Here is a 23001-nt window from a genome sequence, read left to right on the forward strand (position 1 = left end):
AAACCAAATATCATGAAATTTCGTCTCAGCCTGCTGTTATTCTTCACATTAAATATGTCGGCATTTGCCCAGAAGAGCCTTTTTAACGGCAAAAATTTAGATGGCTGGCACACAGACGTGCCTACAATGGACAGCAAGCCAGACACCATCAACCCATTTATTGTTCGCAATGGCATGTTAGTGAGTTTAGGCACACCTGGCGGACATTTGATAACCGACAAAATTTATAAAAATTATCAGTTAACCATACAGTACCGTTTTGCCGGCAAACCAGGCAATTGTGGCGTTTTAGTACACGCCTCAACCCCACGCATACTGTATGGAATGTTTCCAAAATCCATGGAGGTTCAGATGCAACACAAAGATGCCGGCGATTTTTGGTGCATTGAGGAAGACATCACTGTACCGGACATGGTAAACAGGCGTGGACCAAAAGAAAACTGGGGTATAAATGGCGACAAGCTACGCCGTATAAAAAACTTAACAGACGATAGTGAAAAACCAGCTGGCGAATGGAATACCATGATTATACAATGTCTAAACAATGAAATAAAAGTTTGGGTAAACGGCATTCTGGTAAACCATGGCACCAATTGTACTGCAAGTAGTGGTCAAATTGCTTTACAGGCAGAAGGTAGCGAAGTAGAATTTAAACAACTAGATCTAAACCCCATTAAAGCACTCTCCAAATAAGAAAAGTAATTTATCTTAATCCTTAAAACACAAACAGATCAGATAGCCGATAAAGTAAGCAAGCAGGTCATAAACAGAAAAGTAAGTCCCTAAAACAATACTCCAGAACTTATTATCCTGCAGGCCCAGCCAGTTTACATAATGAACGGCCTGTAAGAATTCGATTATAAAAGAAAAAATCAATACACCTAAAGCAAGCCTTTTGTTATTGGTTACTAGAAATATTCTGAAGAATGCATAAATTAATACCACCACCAACACATCACCGCCAAAAGGCCTGATAAAAGCATCGTGAAGATATTTAGCAATTAGAACTTCAATCAGGAATATCGCTAAAAAAAAGAAGAGAAATTTTAAGTTGAACGTTAATTTCATTTTTGGTCATAAAAAAGAAGTCAAGTTTTTTATCGCACAATGGCTAATAAAACTTGACTTCTTCTATTAATACCGATTAATCGGGTTTTGGATTAAACACCTAGTAACAATCTTGCCGGGTCTTCTAATAATTGTTTCACACGAACCAGAAAACCAACAGACTCACGTCCGTCTATAATTCTGTGGTCGTAAGATAAAGCGACATACATCATCGGACGGATCACCACTTCACCTTTTTCAGCTACGGGACGCTCAACAATATTGTGCATACCTAAAATAGCCGACTGTGGTGCATTAATAATTGGAGTAGACATCATTGAACCAAATACACCACCATTGGTGATGGTAAATGTTCCACCGGCCATCTCTTCGATCGTCAATTTGCTATCGCGTGCTTTTAAAGCCAATTCCAATACCGATTTTTCAATCTGAGCCAATGTCATGCTTTCTGCATTACGGATAACGGGTACCACTAAACCTTTTGGTGCAGAAACGGCGATAGAAATATCAGCAAAATCATTAAATACCAATTCATCACCTTCGATGCGACCATTTACAGCAGGGAAATCTTTTAATGCTTCGGTAACGGCTTTGGTGAAAAAGCTCATAAAACCTAAACCAACACCAAATTTCTCTTTAAACTGATCTTTATATTTTCCGCGTAAATCCATAATTGGTTTCATGTTAACCTCGTTAAAAGTAGTTAACATTGCAGTTTCATTTTTAACGGCAACCAAACGTTTTGCAACGGTTCTACGTAATGGAGACATTTTTTCACGGCGCTCGCTACGGCTACCTGCAGGAGCAGCAGCTGCAACCGGAGCACTTGCTTTTGGAGCTTCCGCTTTTTTACCCGCTTCTGCCTTTACAGCATCGTCTTTGGTAATACGACCATCAACACCTGTACCTTTTACCGCGGCAGCATCAATGCCTTTTTCAGCAAGGATTTTACCCGCAGCAGGTGAAGGCGTTCCCGAAGCATAAGAATCTTTAGAAGCAACTGTATCCTGAGCCTTTGGTGCTTCCGCTACCGCGGCCGGAGCTTGTGCATCAGCCTTAGGACTTTCAACTTCGGCCTTAGGACCAGAAGCTGCACCACCTTCTTCAATTTGACAAACTACTGCGCCAATGGCTAAGGTATCGCCTTCGGCTGCTATGGTTTTTAAAGTTCCCGCCTGTTCTGCAGTTAATTCGAATGTTGCTTTATCCGATTCTAATTCGGCAATAACTTCATCCATTTCAACAACATCGCCATCGTTTTTTATCCAACGTGATAAAACAACTTCGGTGATCGATTCACCAACAGGTGGAACTTTTATCTCTAAACTCATATTTTTAAAATTGTAATTTTTGTTGTTATTATGTTTTAAGATTGAAAGTTTAAAATTGTGGATTACTTAAAACCTATACCTTAAACCCTGGAACCTTCTACTGCTAATCCGCTTCTGCCATTTTTTTGCTTGCCCTTTTGGTCGCTTCCTTTACTTCTTCCTGTTTAATAGGAAGTTCTAAAGCTTTTGCCAAAATATAAGCCTGTTGGTTAGCATGTTGTTTTGCAAAACCTGTAGCCGTACTGCTACTCTCTCTTCTCGAAATTACATCAATGCCTTTTAAACCGGTTTTATACAGCTTGCGGAACAAATATGGCCATGCGCCCATGTTTTCAGGTTCTTCCTGTACCCAGAAAATTTCTTTTGCGTTTTTATATTTCTTCTGAATGGCTTCCATCTGATCAACCGGAGTTGGATATAACTGCTCTACACGAACCAGGGCTACATGGTTAATTTTGTCAGCCTGTTGTTTCTCCAACAATTCATAATAAATTTTACCGCTACAGAAAACAATACGCGTTACATCTGCAACTTTAGCATTTGCATCGTCAATTACTTCTTTAAAACCACCTTCGGTAAATTCTTCTAATTTAGAAACACAGGCCGGGTGACGTAACAAACTTTTTGGCGTAAATACAACCAAAGGTTTACGGAAATCGCGTTTAAACTGGCGACGTAAAACATGGAAGAAGTTCGCCGGAGTGGTACAGTTGGTTACCTGCATATTGTAATCTGCACAAAGCTCCATAAAACGCTCAATACGCGCTGACGAATGTTCTGGTCCCTGCCCTTCGTAACCGTGAGGCAATAACATCACCAAACCATTTTCACGTTGCCACTTGGTTTCAGCACTTGCAATATACTGATCGACAACAATCTGCGCACCGTTAAAGAAATCACCAAACTGTGCTTCCCAAATGGTTAAAGCGTTTGGATTGGCCATGGCATACCCATATTCAAAACCTAAAACACCATACTCCGATAAGTGTGAATTGTAAATATCAAATGAAGCCTGTTGATCTGAGATATTGGCCAATGGCACATATTCTTCCTCGCTGTCTTCAAGTGTTAATACGGCATGACGGTGAGAGAAAGTACCTCGCTCCACATCCTGACCACTTAAACGTACGCGTTTACCTTCTGATAACAAAGTACCATATGCAAGCTGCTCGCCCATTGCCCAATCGAAAACCAGCGTTTCGTTTACCATTTTGGTACGTTCGGCAAATAGTTTTTCGATTTTCTTGAAGAATTTTTTATTTGACGGTAAAGTGGTAATGCGTTTACCGATTTCCAATAAAGTACTTTTTTTAACAGCTGTAACCGGCGAGGCTTCGAAATCTTTAGGTGTAGCCATCCGCAAATCTGCCCATGCTCCACCAAATTTAACTTCGCTGTTGCTGGCCACATATTCTTTAGCTTCATTTAAACGTTCCTGCAAAATGCCACGGAAATCTTTTTCCATCTCTTTTGCCAAACCAGCTTCCAGCTTACCTTCTTTGGTTAACTGATCAATATATATTTCCCTTGGATTAGGGTGTTTTTCGATCGTTTTATATAATAACGGCTGTGTAAATTTAGGCTCATCAGACTCATTATGACCGAAGCGACGATAACAAAGAATATCAATAAAAACATCGTTTTTATATTTCTGACGGTATTCCATGGCTAAATTAATGGCATAAACCAAAGCTTCAGGATCATCACCATTCACATGGAAAACCGGAGATAACGTTACTTTCGCAATATCGGTACAGTAAGTGCTGGTACGGGCATCTTTATAGTTGGTGGTAAAACCGATCTGGTTATTAATTACGAGGTGAATGGTACCTCCTGTTTTGTAACCTTCAAGGCCTGCCATCTGAATGACTTCATAAACAATTCCCTGTCCGGCAACTGATGCATCACCATGAATCAAAATCGGGGCTAAACGACTGTTGTCGCCACCATATTTGAAATCGATCTTAGAGCGGCTCATGCCTTCTACCACACCATCAACGGTTTCTAAGTGCGAAGGGTTAGGACATAAACTTAAGTGAACGCTTTTGCCTGAAACAGTAGCGATATCTGTAGAATAACCTAAATGGTATTTTACATCACCACCGTATGGGGTATCAGGACTATAACTTTTACCTTCAAACTCAGCAAAAATATCTTTATATGTTTTTTGCATGATATTGGCCAGCACGTTTAAACGACCGCGGTGCGCCATACCAATTACAAATTCTTCTATCCCCAATTCAGCACCTTTTTCGATGACCGAATCCAAAGCAGGAATCAAAGCTTCTGCACCTTCTAAAGAAAAACGCTTTTGCCCCAAAAACTTTGTACCCAGGAAATTTTCAAAACTTACCGCTTCGTTTAGTTTACGGAGGATACGTTTTTTCTCATCGATGGAAAAATTAGGGGTATTACGTGCGCTTTCCATTTTTTGCTGAATCCAGTTCAACACTTCCGGCGTACGTAAAAATTTAAATTCGGCTCCTATAGAACCTGCATATGTTTGTTTTAAAAAGGCTACAATGTCCTTTAATTTTGCCGCACCAATACCAATTTCTACACCAGAATTGAAAACAGTTTCCAGATCGGCATCGGATAATCCAAAATTTGCCAGATCCAATGTTGGTAGATGTTTACGCCGTTCGCGCACAGGATTAGTGTGCGTAAACAAATGTCCACGGCTACGGTAACCATCAATTAGATTTAAAACATTAACCTCTTTTAAAAATTGTTCTGGTGTTTCTGCTGTTACTGCAGGTGCTTCCGATCCTCTTCCAAAATCAAAACCTTCGAAAAATTTCTGCCATCCAAACTCAACAGATGACGGATCTTGCTGGTAGGATTGATATAAAGACTCTATATATTCGGCGTTTGCGCCGTTAAGATAAGATAATTTATCCATTATTAACTATTTACTATAAGCATTACAAAATTAGAATTTTACCTTATATAAACGGCAAAAATCTCGATTAAAATAAATGAGCGGGCTTTAAATTTGCGAGTGCGTAAATGAACCAGCCTGTTATACAAAATATGGGTAGAATCTGTTAAAATTCAATTACCCAAATGCGCTCATTTAACAGCCAGCAATTTTTAATCCAATACTCACAACTATGATGCCCAAGTTATGGAGTAGTTGCCTTTTGGGTCGAGATTTTTGATATTTTTATCAAGATCGAAAACACTTTTTGATTTTTGATCATTACCTACACCGGCAACATTGGCCCAATTGCCCCAATTACTTGCAGGATTATAATCAATCAATTTTTCTTCAAAATAGGCAGCACCTAAAACCCAGCTTACCTCTAAATTATTGATCAGATAAAGCGCTGCTGTTTGGCGGGCAATGTTCGAAATAAAACCAGTTTGGTTTAACTCTGTCATTACCGCATCTACCACAGCAAAACCAGTTTGTGCGTTGCGCCATTTATTAAAATTCTCCTGCTCATTTGCCACATCAACCAGGCCCTGGCTACCAAACCCATTCGGACTAAAAAACGTATTACCGTACTTTTTAAACATGAAACGGAAATAATCCCTCCACAGCAGGCCCAATAAAATATGATTGAACATTGCTTTGGTGTTGGGCACACTCTCCATCTTTTTTATTTCCCAGTACACTTTGCGCGGAGATAAACTTCCAATGGCTAACCAGGCAGAAAGTTTAGAAGCAAGAATTAAATTTTTTGTGGTGGCAGCTTGTTGCATGGCCAAAATCACCTTTTGAAGATGAGCCAGACCTTCGGCTTCCCCACCTTTAAATTCAAAATCAGCACGGAGGTCTTTTTGCTGGGGCAATAGATTAAGTTCTTCCAAAGAAGGTAAAGTACCCCAATCAATCACCTCCGCTACGTTAATCCGATCTGGTGCTGCAAAACATGGTTTGATAATCGAATCACGCTCAATTTTCTTTTTGAACTGGTTAAAAGCATCAGGAATATCCTTAATGGGAAAAGGCAAATCTTCCTTATTGTATAAGGTATGGCCGATAAAATGTTTCAGGTTGACCCGTAATTTCCAAAGTGCATTTTCTACCAGTGTAGAAATATGTGTTTCTTCACGTGCTACTTCGCGGTGATGGTAAACTTCAGTAATCTCATATTCCTGAACAAGCTGAGGAATAATATCTTCGGGCTTACCTTCAGCAATCAGCAAATTTCCGCCAATCTGTTTTAAAGCATTGCGCAAGCCCAAAACACTTTCTAAAATAAACTGCGCTCTGATATTACCTGTTTTTAAACTCCCGTACCTGGTTTCGCCAAAAGAACGGTGATCTAGAATGTAAACAGGTAAAATCGCATCAGATTTAGCAATCGCTTCCACCAGCATTTCGTTATCATGCAAGCGAAGATCATTTCTAAACCAGACTAGAATTTTTTTGGACATATTTTATCGAAAAGGGTATAAGAACGCTTTACAAATTTATCTTATTTTTATTCTTCATCCAACGGCTAAGTAATTCTTTACAAATAGGAAACAAAAGAATTAGAACCAGGTTAATGCATTTTAGGCGCCTCAATCAAACCCTTTTGTATCTTTGGTGTTTAAAAAAGATGGCAAAAAAGATTCTGATTACCGGCGCTACAGGGCTTGTGGGTACTGAACTGAAAAAACACTTGCTGAACAAGGGTTATGAGGTAAATACACTTTCGCGCAAGAAAGATAACGATGCAAATAATTTTGTATGGGATGTTTATAAGGGAACTATTGAGGCTGACTGTTTGAACGGTGTAGATGCCATCATCCATTTAGCGGGCGAGCCGGTTGCCAATAAAAAATGGACAGATGAACGCAAAAAGCAGATCATTGACAGCCGTGTAAAGTCGACCGAATTACTCTTTAAAACAATAAGATCAAAGCCTGAACTTCAGCTAAAATCGTTCATTTCGGCTTCTGCGGTGGGTTTTTATGGCGATTGTGGCGATGAAATCTTAACTGAAGAAAGCCCGAAAGGTTATGGATTTTTGGCAGATTGCTGTAAACTTTGGGAGGATGCGGTAGACCAAGGCAAAAAACTGAGCCTTCGGATTGTAAAACTTCGTACCGGGATTGTATTGAGCAATGATGGAGGCGCATTACCTCAACTGGATAAACCGGTAAAATTATTTGTTGGGGCTGGTTTAGGTACGGGAAAACAATGGACACCCTGGCTACACATTGACGATATGGTGGAAATGTATATCGAAGCCATCGAAAACCCGAAAATGGAAGGCTGCTACAACGCCTGTGCTCCATTTCCGGTAACCAACATTGCCTTAACCAAAGCTATTGCCAAACAGCTCCGCCGCCCGTTCTGGCCCATAAAAGTACCTAAAAAAGCATTGGAATTATTATTGGGAGAGCGTGTGGATGCCGTTTTGATGAGCAATAATACCTCTGCACAAAAGATTTTAGATGCAGGATTCAAATTTAAATTCACACATTTGGATGATGCCTTGAAAGATCTTTATAAATAGGTTAAATGATCAAATTTCGTCATCCTGATGCGATAGCTATCGGATTGATTTCTGGTCTTTCCAGGATAGATGCTGACCAGGCAGTAGCTACAAAGCAATAGGAAACAATATTTCTTCTTGTAAAACAAGTTCAGCATGGCGTAAAATAATTAATTTATAATTTCCCCGAATGACTCCAATATCCATCTTCTGGTTCCGTCGCGATTTACGCTTAACAGATAACGCCGCTTTATATCACGCCCTTAAAGGCGATTACCGGGTGTTGCCACTTTTTATTTTTGACCAGAATATACTGGATAAACTACCAAAAGATGATGCTCGTGTAACCTTCATTTATGAAACCATCGAAGCGCTAAAGAAAGAACTTCAGCAGCAAGGATCAGATTTACTGGTAAAATACGGGAAACCCGAAAAAATATGGCCGGAGATTTTAAAGGAATACCAGGTTAAACAGGTGTATACCAATCATGATTATGAGCCTTATGCCCGCGAACGCGATGATAACATGGCTGAGTTTTTAACCAGCGAAAAAATTGTGTTTAAAACCTATAAAGACCAGGTTATTTTTGAAAAAAACGAAATTTTAAAGGCAGATAAAACGCCTTATACCGTTTTTACGCCTTTTTATAAACAGTGGCACGCCAAACTAAACGATTTTTATGTAAAGGCTTATCCAACTAAAAAGTATTTTAAAAATCTTCTACAAACCAGGCACCTGCCAGGCCCGGGCTTAGAAGATATGGGCTTCGAAAAGAGCCAGCTGGATTTTCCGAAATTGAACTATACAAACAAGCTTGATAATTATGCTAAAGAGCGTGATTTCCCTGCTCTTGATGGCACCACACATGTTGGGCTGCACCTGCGTTTTGGAACCTTAAGCATTCGGAAAGCCGTTAAAGATGCATTGGAAGCAAAATCGAATGTCTGGCTTTCGGAACTGGCCTGGCGGGAATTTTACATGACTATAATCTGGCACTTCTCCTACGCTGCTTTCGATTCATTTAAAAAACAATACGATAAAATTAAGTGGCGCAACAACGAAGAGGAGTTTAAGGCCTGGCGAGAAGGTAATACAGGCTACCCGATTGTTGATGCAGGCATGCGCCAGCTGAACCAGACCGGATGGATGCATAATCGTGTACGGATGATTGTGGGCAGTTTTCTAAGCAAACATTTACTGATTGACTGGCGCTGGGGAGAAGCCTACTTTGCCGAAAAATTATTGGATTACGAAATGGCAAGTAATGTTGGTGGCTGGCAATGGGCCGCAGGATCAGGGAATGATGCGGCACCTTATTTCAGGGTTTTTAACCCCGAACTGCAGACCAAAAGATTTGATCCTAAACTTGAATATATAAAAAAATGGGTACCAGAATTTGGTACAAAAAAATATGCCCAACCAATAGTTGCGCATACTTTTGCAAGGGAAAGGGTTTTAAAAGTTTTTAAAGAGGCGTTAAGTTAATAATAAATCGTTGGAGCATCAGGAACACCTCCAGTAGTAAACCGAGCAGTTCCTGTGACTGAGGTACATTCACCATAAAAAGAAGGAAGATTATATAATACTGGTCCGGTTACGCCCTGAAAAGCCTGAAAACTACCGGCAAATCCAACCTCTGGAGAATTATAATAAGTAGTAGTAAACCTTAGATTATAACCGTTTGAGTAATAATCAGTTTCATTCGAACGCCATCCACCAAAAGTTTTTTTAAGCTCCTGGAGTACTACAAAATACATACGAAAGGAACCATAGGATACTAAATTTGGAGGAGAAGTATATTCGTACCACAATTCAATATATACACGTCTTTTATTATCGCCATTATAAAATAGTTTCTGGGATAACATGCCATTATTAAAGGTTTGTCCTGGTGGCGGTGCAAGAGAATGTGTATTCTTAGTAGCCATAAGCATTCTTTTTATAGGCACCACAGTTACATTAGAGGTACTTTTCAGTTCAGATTCATTTTTTTGAGTGCCTTTATAAAGCATCAAACTGTTTTCTTTCGTGTACTTTCTAAATTGATCTCCAACTTTGAATTCACCTTTGGTGTTCATAAAAATGGCAGAATATGGTGTACCTAGTTTAAAGGTAATTGAACTGTCAGGCCTTATTGTAATCATTTCAGAGTACTTTTTTTGAAATAATTTAAAAGCTTCAGAATCATCTACTGTTGCGTACTCTTCTTGAATTTTATTGTACAAATTTCTATAAGAGGTAAATCCTTTGAATGAATTTTCCCATTCGTCTAATTGTTTGGGGCTATAATTCGAAACAATAGTTCCGATTGAATCAAAAGCTTTTTGATCTCTGAATTTTAAATATCCGTTTTCAATGCTTACAGCATTTGTTAAAAGTTTTTCTTCTTGATTTTCGACATTAGCATCCTTTTTACAGGAAACGATTGATATACCAGCCAAAATAGGTAGTATTAAGTAGCGTAAATTAAATTTATTTATCATAATTAGATTGTATGTTTTCCCTTACACATCAAACATACAACTAAAAAATAAGTTAACAAACTTAAAGGCAAAAAAAATGCTCAACAATAGTGGAGCATACTTTTGCAAGGGAGAGGGTTTTAAAAGTTTTTAAAGAGGCGTTGTCTAATACATAAACCGTCGCCATTAATATACCTTTCAAGCTTAAAACAAAAAAGAGGCCGTAAAAAAACTCTTTTATAGGGGAAAATAATATTATTCTAATTGGTAACACTCACAATTTCGATGTCATAATCAAGTGGAGTAGAACCATAAGCTAAATCAGCTGGAATAATTAGACGCATTTTACCTCCCGCAGTTAATTTTCCGGGTATAACTAATTGCCAACCTTTTATTAAATCTCCTAAAGTACTGCTGTAAGATCCATCTGTTACTGATTGCACCTGAACACCATCTAAAGTTCTAAGTGTATAATTAACCGCAATTGTAGAGCTTAAATTAATAGCAACAGTTCCCGTGCCAGGTGTAATAATTGAGTACCGTGCCCTCGACGGATCTTTAGTTAATGTTAAATTATTATTGGTGATAAATTTATTGATTTCTAGCTCATCAATTTCGTGCCTTTTAGATTGGGCATACATTACCAGATCGACCAGAATATTTTCATTTGAACCGATATTCAAAGCACTAACCCCATTTTTACCAAAAGCTAAATGCGATGGCATAATTAAAGTAGCACTACCACCCCTATTTAATTTGGTTAATACTTCTCTTACCGGAGCAAAAACATAGTTTACAGTTTGGCTATTAATCCTAAATTGATCCGTATATCCTAAATAAGTACCTAGGATCATTAAATCAGAGGTTTGCTGTAAAACTTGCCCTGATAATGTTTTGAAAGTATAAGTATAATAAACCGAATCCTGATTTGCGACAGCACTGCCTGTACCTTGTGCTGTAATTTTATAATAATACCCTTTTGTTGGATCTTTGGTAAAGCTAAGATTATTCTGCTTCAAATATGTTTGAATAGCCGCATCATCTATGCTTTGGATGGACTCATACTCTTTTTTACATGAGCTGAAAATTATGGTAGCCAGTAAAATCGCGAATAGGCCAAGTTTAGTAAATTTGTTCATTTATTATTGTACGTCTGTAAGTGTTATGGTTAATATATCATATCAATAGAATAATATGTTTAATCTTAACCATTATCCGCAAAAATAAGCTTTTAATGTGGTTGCAACAATTTTTAACCTATTTTAACAATTGTAGCACTTAAAAAACATGCTTATGGTAAAAATAGATAAATCAAATCGCTGCTTTGGTCTTTTGCCTTTAATCTTATGCTTATTGTACGTTTGATAGCTGGATATTAAAATCCAACACGGAATTTCCGGGGATAGGACCTACCGAACTACTACCATAACCTAAACTTGGCGGAACAATTAACCTGATTTCGCCACCTTTCTGGATTTTGGGAATACCGATACGCCAGCCTTGAATCAGTTCTGCAAGGTTAAAGGTTTGTTCTTTGCCACCTCCATTATCAAATACATTTCCATTTAACAACCTTCCCTCATATTTAATGGTAATTTTGGTATTGCTTGGATAAGTAAATGAACCCGATCCAGGCTTAATGATCTCATAATATAAACCCGAGTTATCTCTAACGGCATTGATATTATTTTTTTTGATAAAATCTGTGATCTGTTTTTCGGGATCTTCGTCTTTTTTACAAGATGAAATAACAACTACACTTAAAAATAGTATCGTAAGTAATCTAAATTTAATCATATGCGAAAATATGATTTTTATACCATAAAGCTATTTTTATGTTTTTTGCTTTCTTTTAAGTTTCATTTTTATGAAAGAGAGGTTCTAATAGATAGATCGTCATTGCGAGGAGGCTTTTTCAGCCGACGAAGCAATCTTTATGGAAAGGATCATTTCATTAGCCATGATAGATTGCTTCGTCGTGCCTCCTCGCAATGACGACTTTTTTTGGACTCTATAAAAAAGAATAGGACAAAGCACGTGAAAACCGACAGAATATATATTTTTTTTCCCATAACATTTTATAGATTGCCGCCAGACTAAAAAAGGGTTTAAGGTATTGGTTACACACCCAATCCTTAAACCCTAAACCTTTAAGCACTAAACCTTAAAAAATATATTTATTTGCTTCAATCAACTGCTGTGCAACTCTTTGACGGGCATCTTTAACATTAAAAGGTTCAACTTTGGTAAAACGGCGTAAACCAACCTGCATCATGCGCAGTTCATCACCTTCTGCAAAAGCCCAAAGTGCTTCTTTACCCGCTTTGGCTATACCATCTACAGCTTCTACCATGTAAATCCGCAATAAATCCAGCTGGCCTGCACATGCTTCTTCACCACGTATATGCACCAATTTTTCCGTCCTCAGCAAAGCTGATTCCAGTACATAAACATAACTGGCCATATCGGCAATGTTCATTAAAATTTCCTGTTCTTTGCTCAGGGTCATCATCAATTTTTGAACCGCAGCACCAGCTACCATTAACGTTGCTTTTTTCAGATTAGAAAGTACTTTTTTCTCTTCAGCAAATAAGGTATCATCCTCTTCACCAAAATCAGGTATACTCATCAGCTCGGCGGCAACTGCTGTAGCAGGCGTCATTAAATCCAGCTCACCTTTCATGGCGCGTTTCAGCATCATATCAACCGTTAACAAGCGGTTAATTTCGTTTGTACCTTCAAAAATACGGTTGATGCGGGCATCGCGGTAGGCCCTATCCATAGGTGCATCGGCACTAAAACCCATACCCCCATAAATCTGCACACCTTCATCTACCGTATAATCTAAAGCTTCAGAACCCCAAACCTTTAAAATGGCACATTCTACTGCAAATTGTTCAACAGACTTTAATCTTGCTTTACCAGATTCCATTCCACCTGCAACCAATTGATCGTAAGTATCATCAATATTTTGCCCTGCACGATAGTTGGCCGAATCAACTGCATAAAGCTTAGATGCGATTTCTGCAATTTTAAAGCGGATTGCACCATATTTAGAAATCGGGCGACCAAACTGGATCCGCTCGTTTGAATAATTAATCGCCGTATTTAAAGTTGCCTTCGATGCTCCGATAGCTGCCGCAGATAATTTAATACGGCCAATGTTTAGAATATTTACTGCGATTTTAAAGCCGTTTTCGCGTTCGCTTAACATGTTCTCAACAGGCACCGGGCAATCGTTAAAGAAAACCTGACGGGTTGAAGAACCCTTAATCCCCATTTTGTGTTCTTCCGGGTTCATGGTAATGCCGCCGAAATCTTTCTCTACTATAAATGCAGTTAAGTTTTTATCGTCGTCTATCTTGGCAAAAACGATAAAAACATCAGCAAAACCACCATTAGTGATCCACATTTTCTGACCATTGATGATGTAGTGTTTACCATCATCGCTCAATTTAGCCTTTGTTTTTCCTGAGTTTGCATCCGAGCCTGAGTTTGGTTCCGTTAAGCAATAAGCTGCCTTCCATTCACCCGAACCAAGTTTAGGGATATACTTTGCTTTTTGTTCTTCGTTGCCATAATATAAAATCGGTAATGTACCAATTCCAGTATGGGCAGAAAGTGCAACGGCAAAAGAGTGGCCTGCACCTACCACATCTGCAACCAACATGGAAGTATTGAAATTTTTGCCGAAACCGCCATATTCTTCCGGTACTGAAACACCAAGAATACCCAGTTCGCCAGCTTTGGTTAACAATGTTGGCATGAGTTCAGGATCTTCCTGCTTGTCGATTTTTTCTAAATTGGGATAAACCTCAGCCGCCAGAAAATCGCGACAAGTTTGTGCAATCATCTGCTGCTCTTCGTCAAACTCTTCAGGGATAAATACTTCCTGATAAGTGGTATCCTTAATTAAGAATTCACCACCTTTAATTGTCTTTTTTTCAGTTGTTTCCATTGCTATGAGATTTGAGAAATGAGATTTGAGATTTGAGACCTGCCCAAATTCAAACTCAAATCATTTTTGTGTGAGTTTTTAGATATCAGATGTGAGATCTGAGTTCTCTTGATCGAACCACATTATCTCAAATCTAATATCTATCGTCTCATGTCTTTTTTATTAATTTTCTTTTCCAGCATCTGCTGAAAACCTTAAGTCATTTTTTGTAATTCATCAATTTGAGTGATTAAGAACCTAAAATTTTAGAATTGTGAGTTTATTAGCAATAACCAATTGAGTTTGTAATTCATAAAAAGATCCATTGGCTATGCCTAAAAAATTATTAAATTCCTTAGGCAAATTTCTGCCTGCTCCTTCTGCAATATTAGATGGATTTGATACAGCTGCTCTTCGAGATTGGCTAGTCAATCCAAAACGTTCATCTGACGGATATGTTGAAGTTGCTTTGTATACATCAACGGCCAAATCAATTGCTTTATTCCAGATTTTTAGCTCTTTCAAATTATTCATTTTGTAAAAATTATTTGTCTCAGGCATGTTCGTATACATTTTCTCAAATCTCACATCTAAGATCTCAGATCTAAAGAAGCTCAAAAATTCCAGCTGCACCTTGCCCGGTTCCTACGCACATGGTTACCATTCCGTATTTTTTGTTTTGCCTTTTCAGCTCGTTCATGATCTGCACAGTAAGCTTTGCTCCGGTACAACCAAGTGGATGGCCCAGGGCAATTGCACCACCGTTTACATTAATCACATCCGGGTTTAAATCCAATGTTCTGATTACCGCCAACGATTGTGAGGCAAAAGCTTCATTCAGTTCGATTAAATCAATATCTTCCTTTTTCAATCCAGCTTGCTTCAAAGCTTTTGGAATCGCCTCAATAGGACCAATGCCCATAATACGTGGCGGAACACCTGCAATACCGTAACTTACCAACCTCGCAATCGGTTCGGCATTTAATTCTTTCATTTTCTTTTCAGACACGACCAGAACGAATGCAGCCCCATCTGATGTTTGCGAGGAATTACCAGCCGTTACACTACCTACCGCATCGAATACGGGTTTCAGTTTCGCCAACTTTTCCAGCGTTGTATCTGCACGTGGCCCTTCATCGGTATCAACTACGTAAGAACGGGTTTTCTTTTTGAGGTTATCGTCAAGATAGTTTTCATTTACCGTAATTGGCAGAATGCCATCTTTCAAATGACCGTTTTTTATGGCGTGAATAGCTTTTTCATGAGATTTTAATGAAAAAGCATCCTGATCTTCACGGCTTACATTATATTCTTTAGCTACGGCTTCGGCAGTTAAGCCCATGCCCCAATACCAGTCTGGATTATTTTTTGCTACCTCTGCATTTGGCACCAGTTTCCAGCCACCAAAAGGCATTCCGCTCATTACCTCTACGCCACCCGCAATAATACAATCAGCCATGCCCGCTTTAATTTTGGCAACTGCTGTGGCAATGGTATCTAAACCAGATGCACAGTAACGGTTTACAGTAACACCTGGTACTTTATCAGTATCCAGGCCCATTAGCGAGATCATACGGCCAATATTTAAGCCTTGTTCTGCCTCTGGGGTAGCATTACCCACGATTACATCATCAATCTGTTCTTTATCTAAATTTGGGACTGATGCTACCAAAGCCCTGATTACTTCTGCGGCCAAATCATCAGCTCTTGTAAAACGGAATACGCCACGGGGTGCCTTACCCACTGCTGTACGATATCCGGCTATAATATATGCTTCCATTGTTTGAAATTTGAGATTTGAGATATTAGATGTGAGACTTAACCCAAACTAATAACTCAAATCGATTAGTATTTAGATTTAAAGCATTAAATGTGAGACACGAGATGATAATAGGCCTCAAATCTACTTCCTCACATCTTTTTCATATTAATTTTCTTATTCAGCATCTGCTGAAAACCATAAGTCATTTTTTGTAGTTCATCAATTTGATTCAGTAAAAGATCTAAAATTTCAGATTCGAGAATATCAAGTCTGTTAGCGATTACCAATTGAGTTTGCAATTCATAAGAAGATCCATTAGCTATCCCTAAAAAATTATTAAATTCTTTGACTGAATTTCTTCCGGCACCTTCGGCAATGTTAGATGGAATTGAGATAGCTGCCCTTCGAGATTGACTGGTTAAGCCAAAGCGCTCATCAGTCGGAAAGGTTGATGTTGCTTTGTAAACATCAACAGCTAAATTAATAGCCTTATTCCAAATTTTTAACTCTTTTAAATTATTCATATTCTATTATTGCTGATGCTATGAACGATGCAAACTGTCTCAAATCTAATGTCTACTGTCTCACATCTAATTCCTCAGCGGTTTCCCTTTTGTAATGATACTCTGAATCCGTTCTAACGACTTCCTTTCTCCTGCAAGGGATAAAAACGCCTCTCTTTCCAAATCTAATAGATACTGTTCGGTTACTTCTGTTGGTGCAGATAAATCACCACCACACATTACATAGCCCAGTTTCTCAGAGATTTTTTTATCATGTTCAGAAATGAAATGCCCGGCATACATACTATTTGCACCGGCATAAACAATTCCTAATCCCTGCTTTCCTAACACTTTAATATCATTCCGTTGTACAGGTTTGGTATAACCGGCATCAGCCAGTTCAATCGCTTTTGCTTTTGCATCGGCAAGTAAACGGTTGCGGTTCATGGAGATCGAAAATTTATCTTTTTGCAGATAGCCCAGTTCGTAAGCTTCGTAACCCGAAGTGGAGACTTTGGCCATACCGATAGTTAGGAAACGATCTTTCAGGGCATTCTGCACAATCTGATCGTCTTTAAACTCATCAGAAGCACGCAAAGCAAACTCTTTAGTACCACCACCGCCAGGAATTACACCTACACCAAATTCAACCAGGCCCATATAGGTTTCGGCAGAAAGCTGAACATGATCAGCATGTAAACTAAATTCACAGCCTCCGCCCAGGGTTAAATTATGCGGGGCTACCACCACCGGAATAGAAGAATATCGGATGCGCATTGACGTATTCTGGAACATTTTGATCGCCACGTTTAATTCATCCCACTCCTGTTCTACCGCCATCATAAAAATCATCCCAACATTGGCACCGGCGGAAAAATTTGCACCATCATTGCCGATAACTAAACCACGGTAATCTTTTTCTGCCATATCAATGGCCTTATTGATTCCCGAAATCACGTCACCGCCAATGGTATTCATTTTAGTATGAAATTCTACATTCAGAATGCCATCACCGAGATCAATAATGGAAACACCAGAGTTTTTCCAAAGCGTTTTATTTTCGCGCAGGTTATCCAAAATGATAAATTCCTCTGTCCCTGGTAGCGCTTTATAACTTTTAGAAGGGATATCGTAATATTTTTTAACCCCGTTTTCTACTTTATAAAATGACGTATTTCCAGCGTCCAGCATCTCTTGTACCCAGGCTGCAGCTTTATTGCCATATTGATCCATCCCCTCGATGGCTTCTTTTACGCCAACGGCATCCCACAATTCGAAAGGACCGAGTTCCCAGCCAAAACCAGCCCGCATCGCATCATCAATACGATACAATTCATCAGAAATTTCTGGGATCCTATCTGATACATATTCAAATAAACCAAATGAAGAATGGCGGAACAATTCGCCTGCCTTATCTTTTCCTTTGGCAAAAATCTTCATGCGCTCGCGAAGGTTTTCCACCGGCTTGGTCATTTCTAAAGTCGCCGATTTGACCTTCTGCTGAGGCTTATATTCTAATGTTTTTAAGTCGAGTGCAAGAATTTCGGTTTTTCCGTCAGCCGTTTTGGTTTTCTTATAAAAACCCTGTTTGGTTTTATCGCCCAGCCATTTATTTTCTTCCATTTTTTGCACGTATGCAGGAAGTTTAAACAAATCGTGTGCTTTATCATCAGGGCAGTTGTCATAAAGCCCTTTGGCCACTTTGATCATGGTATCTAAACCTACAACATCTGATGTGCGGAATGTGGCCGATTTTGGTCTGCCCAATGCCGGCCCTGTAAATTTATCAACCTCTTCTACCGTTAAATCTAATTTTTCGACCAGATGCAAAAGTGCCATAATCGAATAAACGCCCACCCTATTGGCAATAAAAGCCGGGGTATCTTTACATAAAACAGTTGTTTTCCCTAAAAACTTATCACCATATTGCATCAGAAAATCAACAATTTCCGGCTTGGTATGTGGCGTAGGAATAATCTCAAGCAACTTTAAATAACGTGGCGGATTAAAAAAGTGTGTCCCGCAGAAATGCGATTTAAAATCTTCGCTTCTTCCTTCAGCCATTAAATGAATGGGAATACCAGACGTATTTGATGTAACTAAGGTGCCCGGTTTACGGAATTGCTCTACCTGTTCGAAAACCTTTTTCTTAATATCTAGGTTTTCGACAACCACTTCAATCACCCAGTCGTAACCGGCGATTTTAGACATATCATCTTCGAAGTTTCCGGTTTTGATTTTATTTAAGGCTTTTTTTGAGTAGACCGGAGATGGATTTGTTTTCACGGCCGTTTGCAAAGCAGTATTTACAATCCGGTTTTTTACAATGGGGTTGTCCAATGTTAATCCTTTTGCCTGCTCCTCGGGGCTGAGTTCTTTTGGTGCGATATCCAACAACAATACCTCAACACCAATATTGGCGAAGTGGCATGCAATACGCGAACCCATAATACCCGACCCTAAAACTGCAACTTTATTAATGCTTCGTTTCATCATCTATTTGCTTTTCATTAGTCTGACGAACCGTTTTATACAGTCCTTGTCAAACAGATTTCATTACTATATTTATTAATCTACAGTATAGGCTACTGTTATGTCATTCAATTTAATCAGGAGGTTGATAAAGGTCTCTTTTTCTTTTTTTGAAAAATGCTCATCAAGATATTCGTTAAATTTCCGAACAACCCCCTTGGCCAACTGTTTTTTCTCTTTACCAAAATCAGTCAAAAAAACCTTTACCGAACGTTTATCCCCTACTGATGTTTCCCGAAAAATAAGGTTAGCCTCTTCCATGTTATTCAGCATACGCGATAAACTGGTTGCTTTAACCCCAAGCAAGCCAGCTAAATTTGAAACCGCAGTGCCCTCAACATCATCTATATTAATAAGCATATAACCAATAGCCTGAGTAATCCCGAAACTGGAAGCCATTTGATTATACTTATTAAACATATTTTGCCAGGCAAACTTAATATGGTAATCTATGGTTTGTTGTTGCTTCATTTTCACTAATTTATTATGCTTGCATAACAAAGCTAATGAATGTATTTTGTTAATGCAATAGAAAAATTCAAAATATTTGTCAATTTTTTCTTATCATAGCCATACACAAAATGAAACCGCAGAATATGTTTAAAGTAAAGCAAATACTCTTGTTTAGTTTTTTTATTTTATGGGCGGCTATTGCAAAAAGCCAGGTTGCCTATTTCGGAAAATCTCTTCTAAACAGTCAAGAGCTAGAGGTTTTCAAAAAAACAACCACTTTATTTACCTTTCAGTATAATGATTATGCTGAATTGGAAAAATTTGAGCTGGCCATTAAAAAAAACTGGAAAATCACACCATATAAAATCATTAAACCCGAAGAGTTGGCACGTTATGATACGCTTGCCAATTATTCACTTTTTTATTTTGATGCTTATACCGAAAAGTCAGACAGCATCAACAATACAAATATTATTTATGCGCTGAAGTTAATAACGCCGTCTAAAAAGCCTAAGGTAAAAGAAGAAATTTTATTGGCGGCAGTAGCGCTTTTTGCTGATCCGAGTACTAATTTCCTCGTTAAAACACAGGATCAGCAATATGGCACGAAACGAAGGATAAAAAATAATATTTTATCTCATTTCTATAATAAAGCCAGTTTCTATAATTGGTCGCCGGGCTTTTTAAGCGGTTATTTAAAACAAATAAACGATGGATTGCTCGCCAGCGAAAATTGTAATTTAGATTACCAATTTTACAATAGAGTGCGTTTGCCGGAACTGGCAAAAGAAACGCTGTATGTACCCGAATATATTAAGGAGGTTTTTTCTTCGAGATTAGCTCTTTTACCACCATCAGGAATTATTGCCGAACCTTATAATTATAAACTTAAGTTTGTATCGTATAAAGCATTGGATAGTTTAATCCTAAGTAACGCTGCTCCTATTAAATATGTGGTTTATACGCAACGCGATAACGATAAAATCATCAGTGTATACGACAGTAAAGATGATAAAATTATTTATCAACGCTTTTACCCGCAATCGCCGGATTTTGAGATGAACGATTTAAGCGAGATTAAGAAAGTGATTGTTTCGCTGAAATAAGTTGGATTCCAAATAATAATTATTAATCTGTCATTCTGAACGCAGTGAAGAATCCTTAAAACAAGGCCTGTGGTCTTGTGATTTCACAATCCAATAGTACCAAAACTAAGAAAGATCCTTCACTATGTTCAGGTTGACAATTTGCTTTTACAGTCTACCAATTAAGTTTATTTTGGGTTTTTTCTGCTAAAAAAGATGCTAAAATAAAATTGGCATAATAGAGATCCTTCACTGCGTTTCCATCGACAGAATCCACAATGGTCGTCATTCTCACGTATGCTGGGATCTTAAAACGTTTGCATTAAGATCCCCAATCAAGTTGAGAATGACGATTTCTAAAGGGATATCACCTAATTAAATGTATGGCATAAGAAAATCAGTTACGTCACTAATATTGGTTTTTATAAAATAAATTATTTCTCAGGATGACAATTCGTATTTATAGCCCTTAATCAAATTAGCAAGCGATGTTAAATAAAACCGCTTAAACCAAAAAAGTCCTGATTTTCACCAGGACTTTTTAATATTGTTTAAAAACAACTTAGTAAAGTGTAAACTCTACACGACGGTTTTGTTGACGTCCGGCTGCTGTTTTGTTAGTTGCAATCGGTTGACCCATGCCGTAACCTGTAGCTTCAATACGTGAAGCATTGGCACCTTGAGAAACCAAATATGCTTTAACAGATTCTGCTCTTTCTTTTGATAAACGCAGGTTTAGTTCTTTTGATCCTGTATTATCGGTATGACCAGCTAATTTTAAGCTAAAGTTTTTCTGTATCAATAATGCTGCAACCCTATTTAATGAAGCATAAGATTTAGAACGAATAGTAGCTTTACCTAAATCGAACTCTAAGTTTTTAATCGCTTCGTTAACTACTTTACGGTCTTCTTCCGTTACGATAACTTTTTCTACTACTTTCTCCGGCGTTTTTAACGGGCAACCAGCACCATCAACAACGGTACCTGATGGTGTATCCGGACATTTATCCAATTTATCAGCAACGCCATCACCATCTGAATCTTTCAATACATCGTTAAGTTCTGAGCGTAGCTTTGCATTATCAGCTTTTTGGGCATTCAATTCAGACCGTAAACCTTCTGCAGTTTGTTTTGCTTTTAGTGCTTCATCATAAGTTAAAGCTACCGGATTATGGAAAGCCAGTTGTTTCCCACTACCTAAAGCAAACTCTAAACCTGCATAAGCATAATTGTATTTATCGTTTCCATTTTGGTAATAACCGTCTAAGTTATCGCCATCAACAAAGTTGATTGTCCAACCCAGATCAAAGTTTACGGCATCAGAAATTTTAAATTTCGCACCTAAACCTACCGGAATAATCAATTCGTGGATGTTATCGCCACTACCAAATACTGAAGTTCCTGCTGCTGTAGTGATGGTAGGTTTGTAAGCAGCAATACCCGCTCCTGCAGAAGCATAAAGCTGTAAAGTATTTTCTTTTTTAAACATATCGATATTGAACATGTTTACAACAGCATTTAAACTTCCTGAATAAGATAAGTCTGTATCAAAAGACTTTACCGGAGCGTTGTTTACCAAACCGCTTTCATAGGGTTCGGAGTTATCACCTTTTAATTTACCGCGAACGCCGTCTAAGCGTAGAGAGAAATAAGGTGTAAACTGCTTTTTGATGTATAGGCCATATCCCAAACTTGATTTGTTATTACTGAAATCATTTTTTCCACCCAGTGGTGATAATGGCGTTAGCACACCAGCGTTTACTCCAATAGACCATGTTCTTAATGTTGTAGTTGAAGTTGCCGGACTTTCCTGAGCTGAAGCAACCGACCCGATTAATAAACCAGCAATTGCAACTGGTAGGGCTTTAGATAATTGTAGTTTCATAATTTTCTGTTTAACGTTGAATAGCGTCTCACAATCTTTACAATAGCCATACCAAAAATACAACACGGTAAAAATACTTATTAACTTATCAACACCTATTTGCGCTATTGAAACCTCTGTTAAATAACCTGAACTATGGATCTAAAAGATCATTTGCGATACTAAAAACTGTGTTTTTATATTAACTGAGCATTCTATTTGTCCTGGCCGGACGGGCTTCTTTCCTTTTGAAAGAAATAAAAAAAGCCGGCTGAAAATTTTTCTATTAAAGGCAGGGAGTGGGCTTTGACTGTACTTCCCGAATCCCGATAGCAATCGGGATGTTAGGCCGGTGATGCCGAGAACGAAGATTTTCTACTTTGGCTTAGCCAAACGTTCATGCATGTCGGCAAAATTAAGACCCATAGCTCACGTTAAATAGTCAAAAAGCAATTGTGAGGTCCAGTGTTGAGTATTACCATTATTAAGCATATCATGCACCAAATATGCCCAATTAATATGTAGCTAATTTGATACAATAGAAAATTAATAAATAGAGCCGAAATGG

At 38.3% G+C, this 23001-nt stretch carries 18 protein-coding genes; 4 read left to right on the forward strand and 14 right to left on the reverse strand.

What is annotated here, in order from left to right; all coding sequences use genetic code 11:
• Window positions 1-12 precede the first annotated feature (12 nt).
• Window positions 13-693, forward strand: coding sequence for a DUF1080 domain-containing protein (locus tag ACFE6N_RS07145; RefSeq protein WP_378935135.1), 681 nt, complete (start codon window positions 13-15; stop codon window positions 691-693).
• A 15-nt stretch (window positions 694-708) separates the two neighbouring features.
• On the opposite strand, the gene ACFE6N_RS07150 is transcribed toward ACFE6N_RS07145, so the two are convergent.
• The 4 genes from ACFE6N_RS07150 to ACFE6N_RS07165 all read right to left on the reverse strand — a co-directional run bounded on the left by ACFE6N_RS07150 (window position 709) and on the right by ACFE6N_RS07165 (window position 6785).
• Window positions 709-1068 (reverse strand): DUF2809 domain-containing protein, encoded by a 360-nt coding sequence (locus tag ACFE6N_RS07150; protein WP_378935137.1) that lies wholly within the window; start codon window positions 1066-1068, stop codon window positions 709-711.
• 92 nt (window positions 1069-1160) lie between these two features.
• Window positions 1161-2399, reverse strand: coding sequence for a 2-oxoglutarate dehydrogenase complex dihydrolipoyllysine-residue succinyltransferase (gene odhB / locus ACFE6N_RS07155; RefSeq protein ID WP_378935139.1), 1239 nt, complete (start codon window positions 2397-2399; stop codon window positions 1161-1163).
• A gap of 103 nt (window positions 2400-2502) precedes the next feature.
• On the reverse strand, window positions 2503-5301 hold the full coding sequence (locus ACFE6N_RS07160) for a 2-oxoglutarate dehydrogenase E1 component (RefSeq protein WP_378935141.1): 2799 nt from the start codon (window positions 5299-5301) through the stop codon (window positions 2503-2505).
• 209 nt (window positions 5302-5510) lie between these two features.
• Entirely contained in the window at window positions 5511-6785 is a 1275-nt protein-coding gene (locus ACFE6N_RS07165; protein ID WP_145859435.1) for a DASH family cryptochrome, read from the reverse strand.
• 167 nt (window positions 6786-6952) lie between these two features.
• Here ACFE6N_RS07165 and ACFE6N_RS07170 point away from each other — a divergent pair, with 167 nt between their 5' ends.
• Both ACFE6N_RS07170 and ACFE6N_RS07175 read left to right on the forward strand, forming a co-directional pair.
• Window positions 6953-7855 carry a TIGR01777 family oxidoreductase gene (locus tag ACFE6N_RS07170; RefSeq protein ID WP_378935143.1) on the forward strand — a complete coding sequence of 301 codons (903 nt, stop codon included), beginning with the start codon at window positions 6953-6955 and terminating at the stop codon, window positions 7853-7855.
• A 169-nt stretch (window positions 7856-8024) separates the two neighbouring features.
• A complete protein-coding gene (locus tag ACFE6N_RS07175) occupies window positions 8025-9320 on the forward strand; it encodes a cryptochrome/photolyase family protein (protein ID WP_378935145.1) in 1296 nt (431 codons plus the stop codon).
• Here ACFE6N_RS07175 and ACFE6N_RS07180 read toward each other — a convergent pair.
• The 9 genes from ACFE6N_RS07180 to ACFE6N_RS07220 form a co-directional block, all read right to left on the reverse strand.
• Entirely contained in the window at window positions 9317-10318 is a 1002-nt protein-coding gene (locus ACFE6N_RS07180) for a hypothetical protein (protein ID WP_378935147.1), read from the reverse strand. The two genes, ACFE6N_RS07175 and ACFE6N_RS07180, sit on opposite strands and share 4 nt — an antisense overlap.
• 239 nt (window positions 10319-10557) lie before the next feature.
• Window positions 10558-11436 carry an FKBP-type peptidyl-prolyl cis-trans isomerase gene (locus ACFE6N_RS07185; RefSeq protein WP_378935149.1) on the reverse strand — a complete coding sequence of 293 codons (879 nt, stop codon included), beginning with the start codon at window positions 11434-11436 and terminating at the stop codon, window positions 10558-10560.
• A gap of 211 nt (window positions 11437-11647) precedes the next feature.
• Complete coding sequence (locus ACFE6N_RS07190; RefSeq protein WP_378935151.1) at window positions 11648-12094, reverse strand: FKBP-type peptidyl-prolyl cis-trans isomerase; 447 nt, start codon at window positions 12092-12094, stop codon at window positions 11648-11650.
• 367 nt (window positions 12095-12461) lie between these two features.
• Window positions 12462-14255 (reverse strand): acyl-CoA dehydrogenase family protein, encoded by a 1794-nt coding sequence (locus ACFE6N_RS07195; protein ID WP_378935153.1) that lies wholly within the window; start codon window positions 14253-14255, stop codon window positions 12462-12464.
• 237 nt (window positions 14256-14492) lie between these two features.
• Window positions 14493-14795, reverse strand: a complete 303-nt coding sequence (locus ACFE6N_RS07200) for a four helix bundle protein (RefSeq protein WP_378935155.1) — start codon at window positions 14793-14795, stop codon at window positions 14493-14495.
• Between the two features lie 43 nt (window positions 14796-14838).
• A complete protein-coding gene (locus ACFE6N_RS07205) occupies window positions 14839-16014 on the reverse strand; it encodes an acetyl-CoA C-acyltransferase (RefSeq protein WP_090986680.1) in 1176 nt (391 codons plus the stop codon).
• 131 nt (window positions 16015-16145) lie between these two features.
• Window positions 16146-16520 carry a four helix bundle protein gene (locus tag ACFE6N_RS07210; protein WP_090986682.1) on the reverse strand — a complete coding sequence of 125 codons (375 nt, stop codon included), beginning with the start codon at window positions 16518-16520 and terminating at the stop codon, window positions 16146-16148.
• A 66-nt stretch (window positions 16521-16586) separates the two neighbouring features.
• Window positions 16587-18992: a 3-hydroxyacyl-CoA dehydrogenase NAD-binding domain-containing protein gene (locus tag ACFE6N_RS07215; RefSeq protein ID WP_378935413.1), complete on the reverse strand. Its 2406-nt coding sequence runs from the start codon at window positions 18990-18992 to the stop codon at window positions 16587-16589.
• A gap of 75 nt (window positions 18993-19067) precedes the next feature.
• Entirely contained in the window at window positions 19068-19502 is a 435-nt protein-coding gene (locus ACFE6N_RS07220) for a MarR family winged helix-turn-helix transcriptional regulator (RefSeq protein WP_090986686.1), read from the reverse strand.
• 110 nt (window positions 19503-19612) lie between these two features.
• On the opposite strand from ACFE6N_RS07220, the gene ACFE6N_RS07225 reads away from it, so the two are divergent.
• A complete protein-coding gene (locus ACFE6N_RS07225; protein ID WP_378935158.1) occupies window positions 19613-20590 on the forward strand; it encodes a hypothetical protein in 978 nt (325 codons plus the stop codon).
• Between the two features lie 541 nt (window positions 20591-21131).
• Here the strand turns inward: ACFE6N_RS07225 and ACFE6N_RS07230 are convergent.
• Window positions 21132-22454, reverse strand: a complete 1323-nt coding sequence (locus tag ACFE6N_RS07230) for a DUF6089 family protein (RefSeq protein ID WP_378935160.1) — start codon at window positions 22452-22454, stop codon at window positions 21132-21134.
• Window positions 22455-23001: the final 547 nt, after the last annotated feature.

This window comes from Pedobacter sp. BG31, assembly GCF_042464845.1.
GTDB lineage: Bacteria > Bacteroidota > Bacteroidia > Sphingobacteriales > Sphingobacteriaceae > Pedobacter > Pedobacter suwonensis.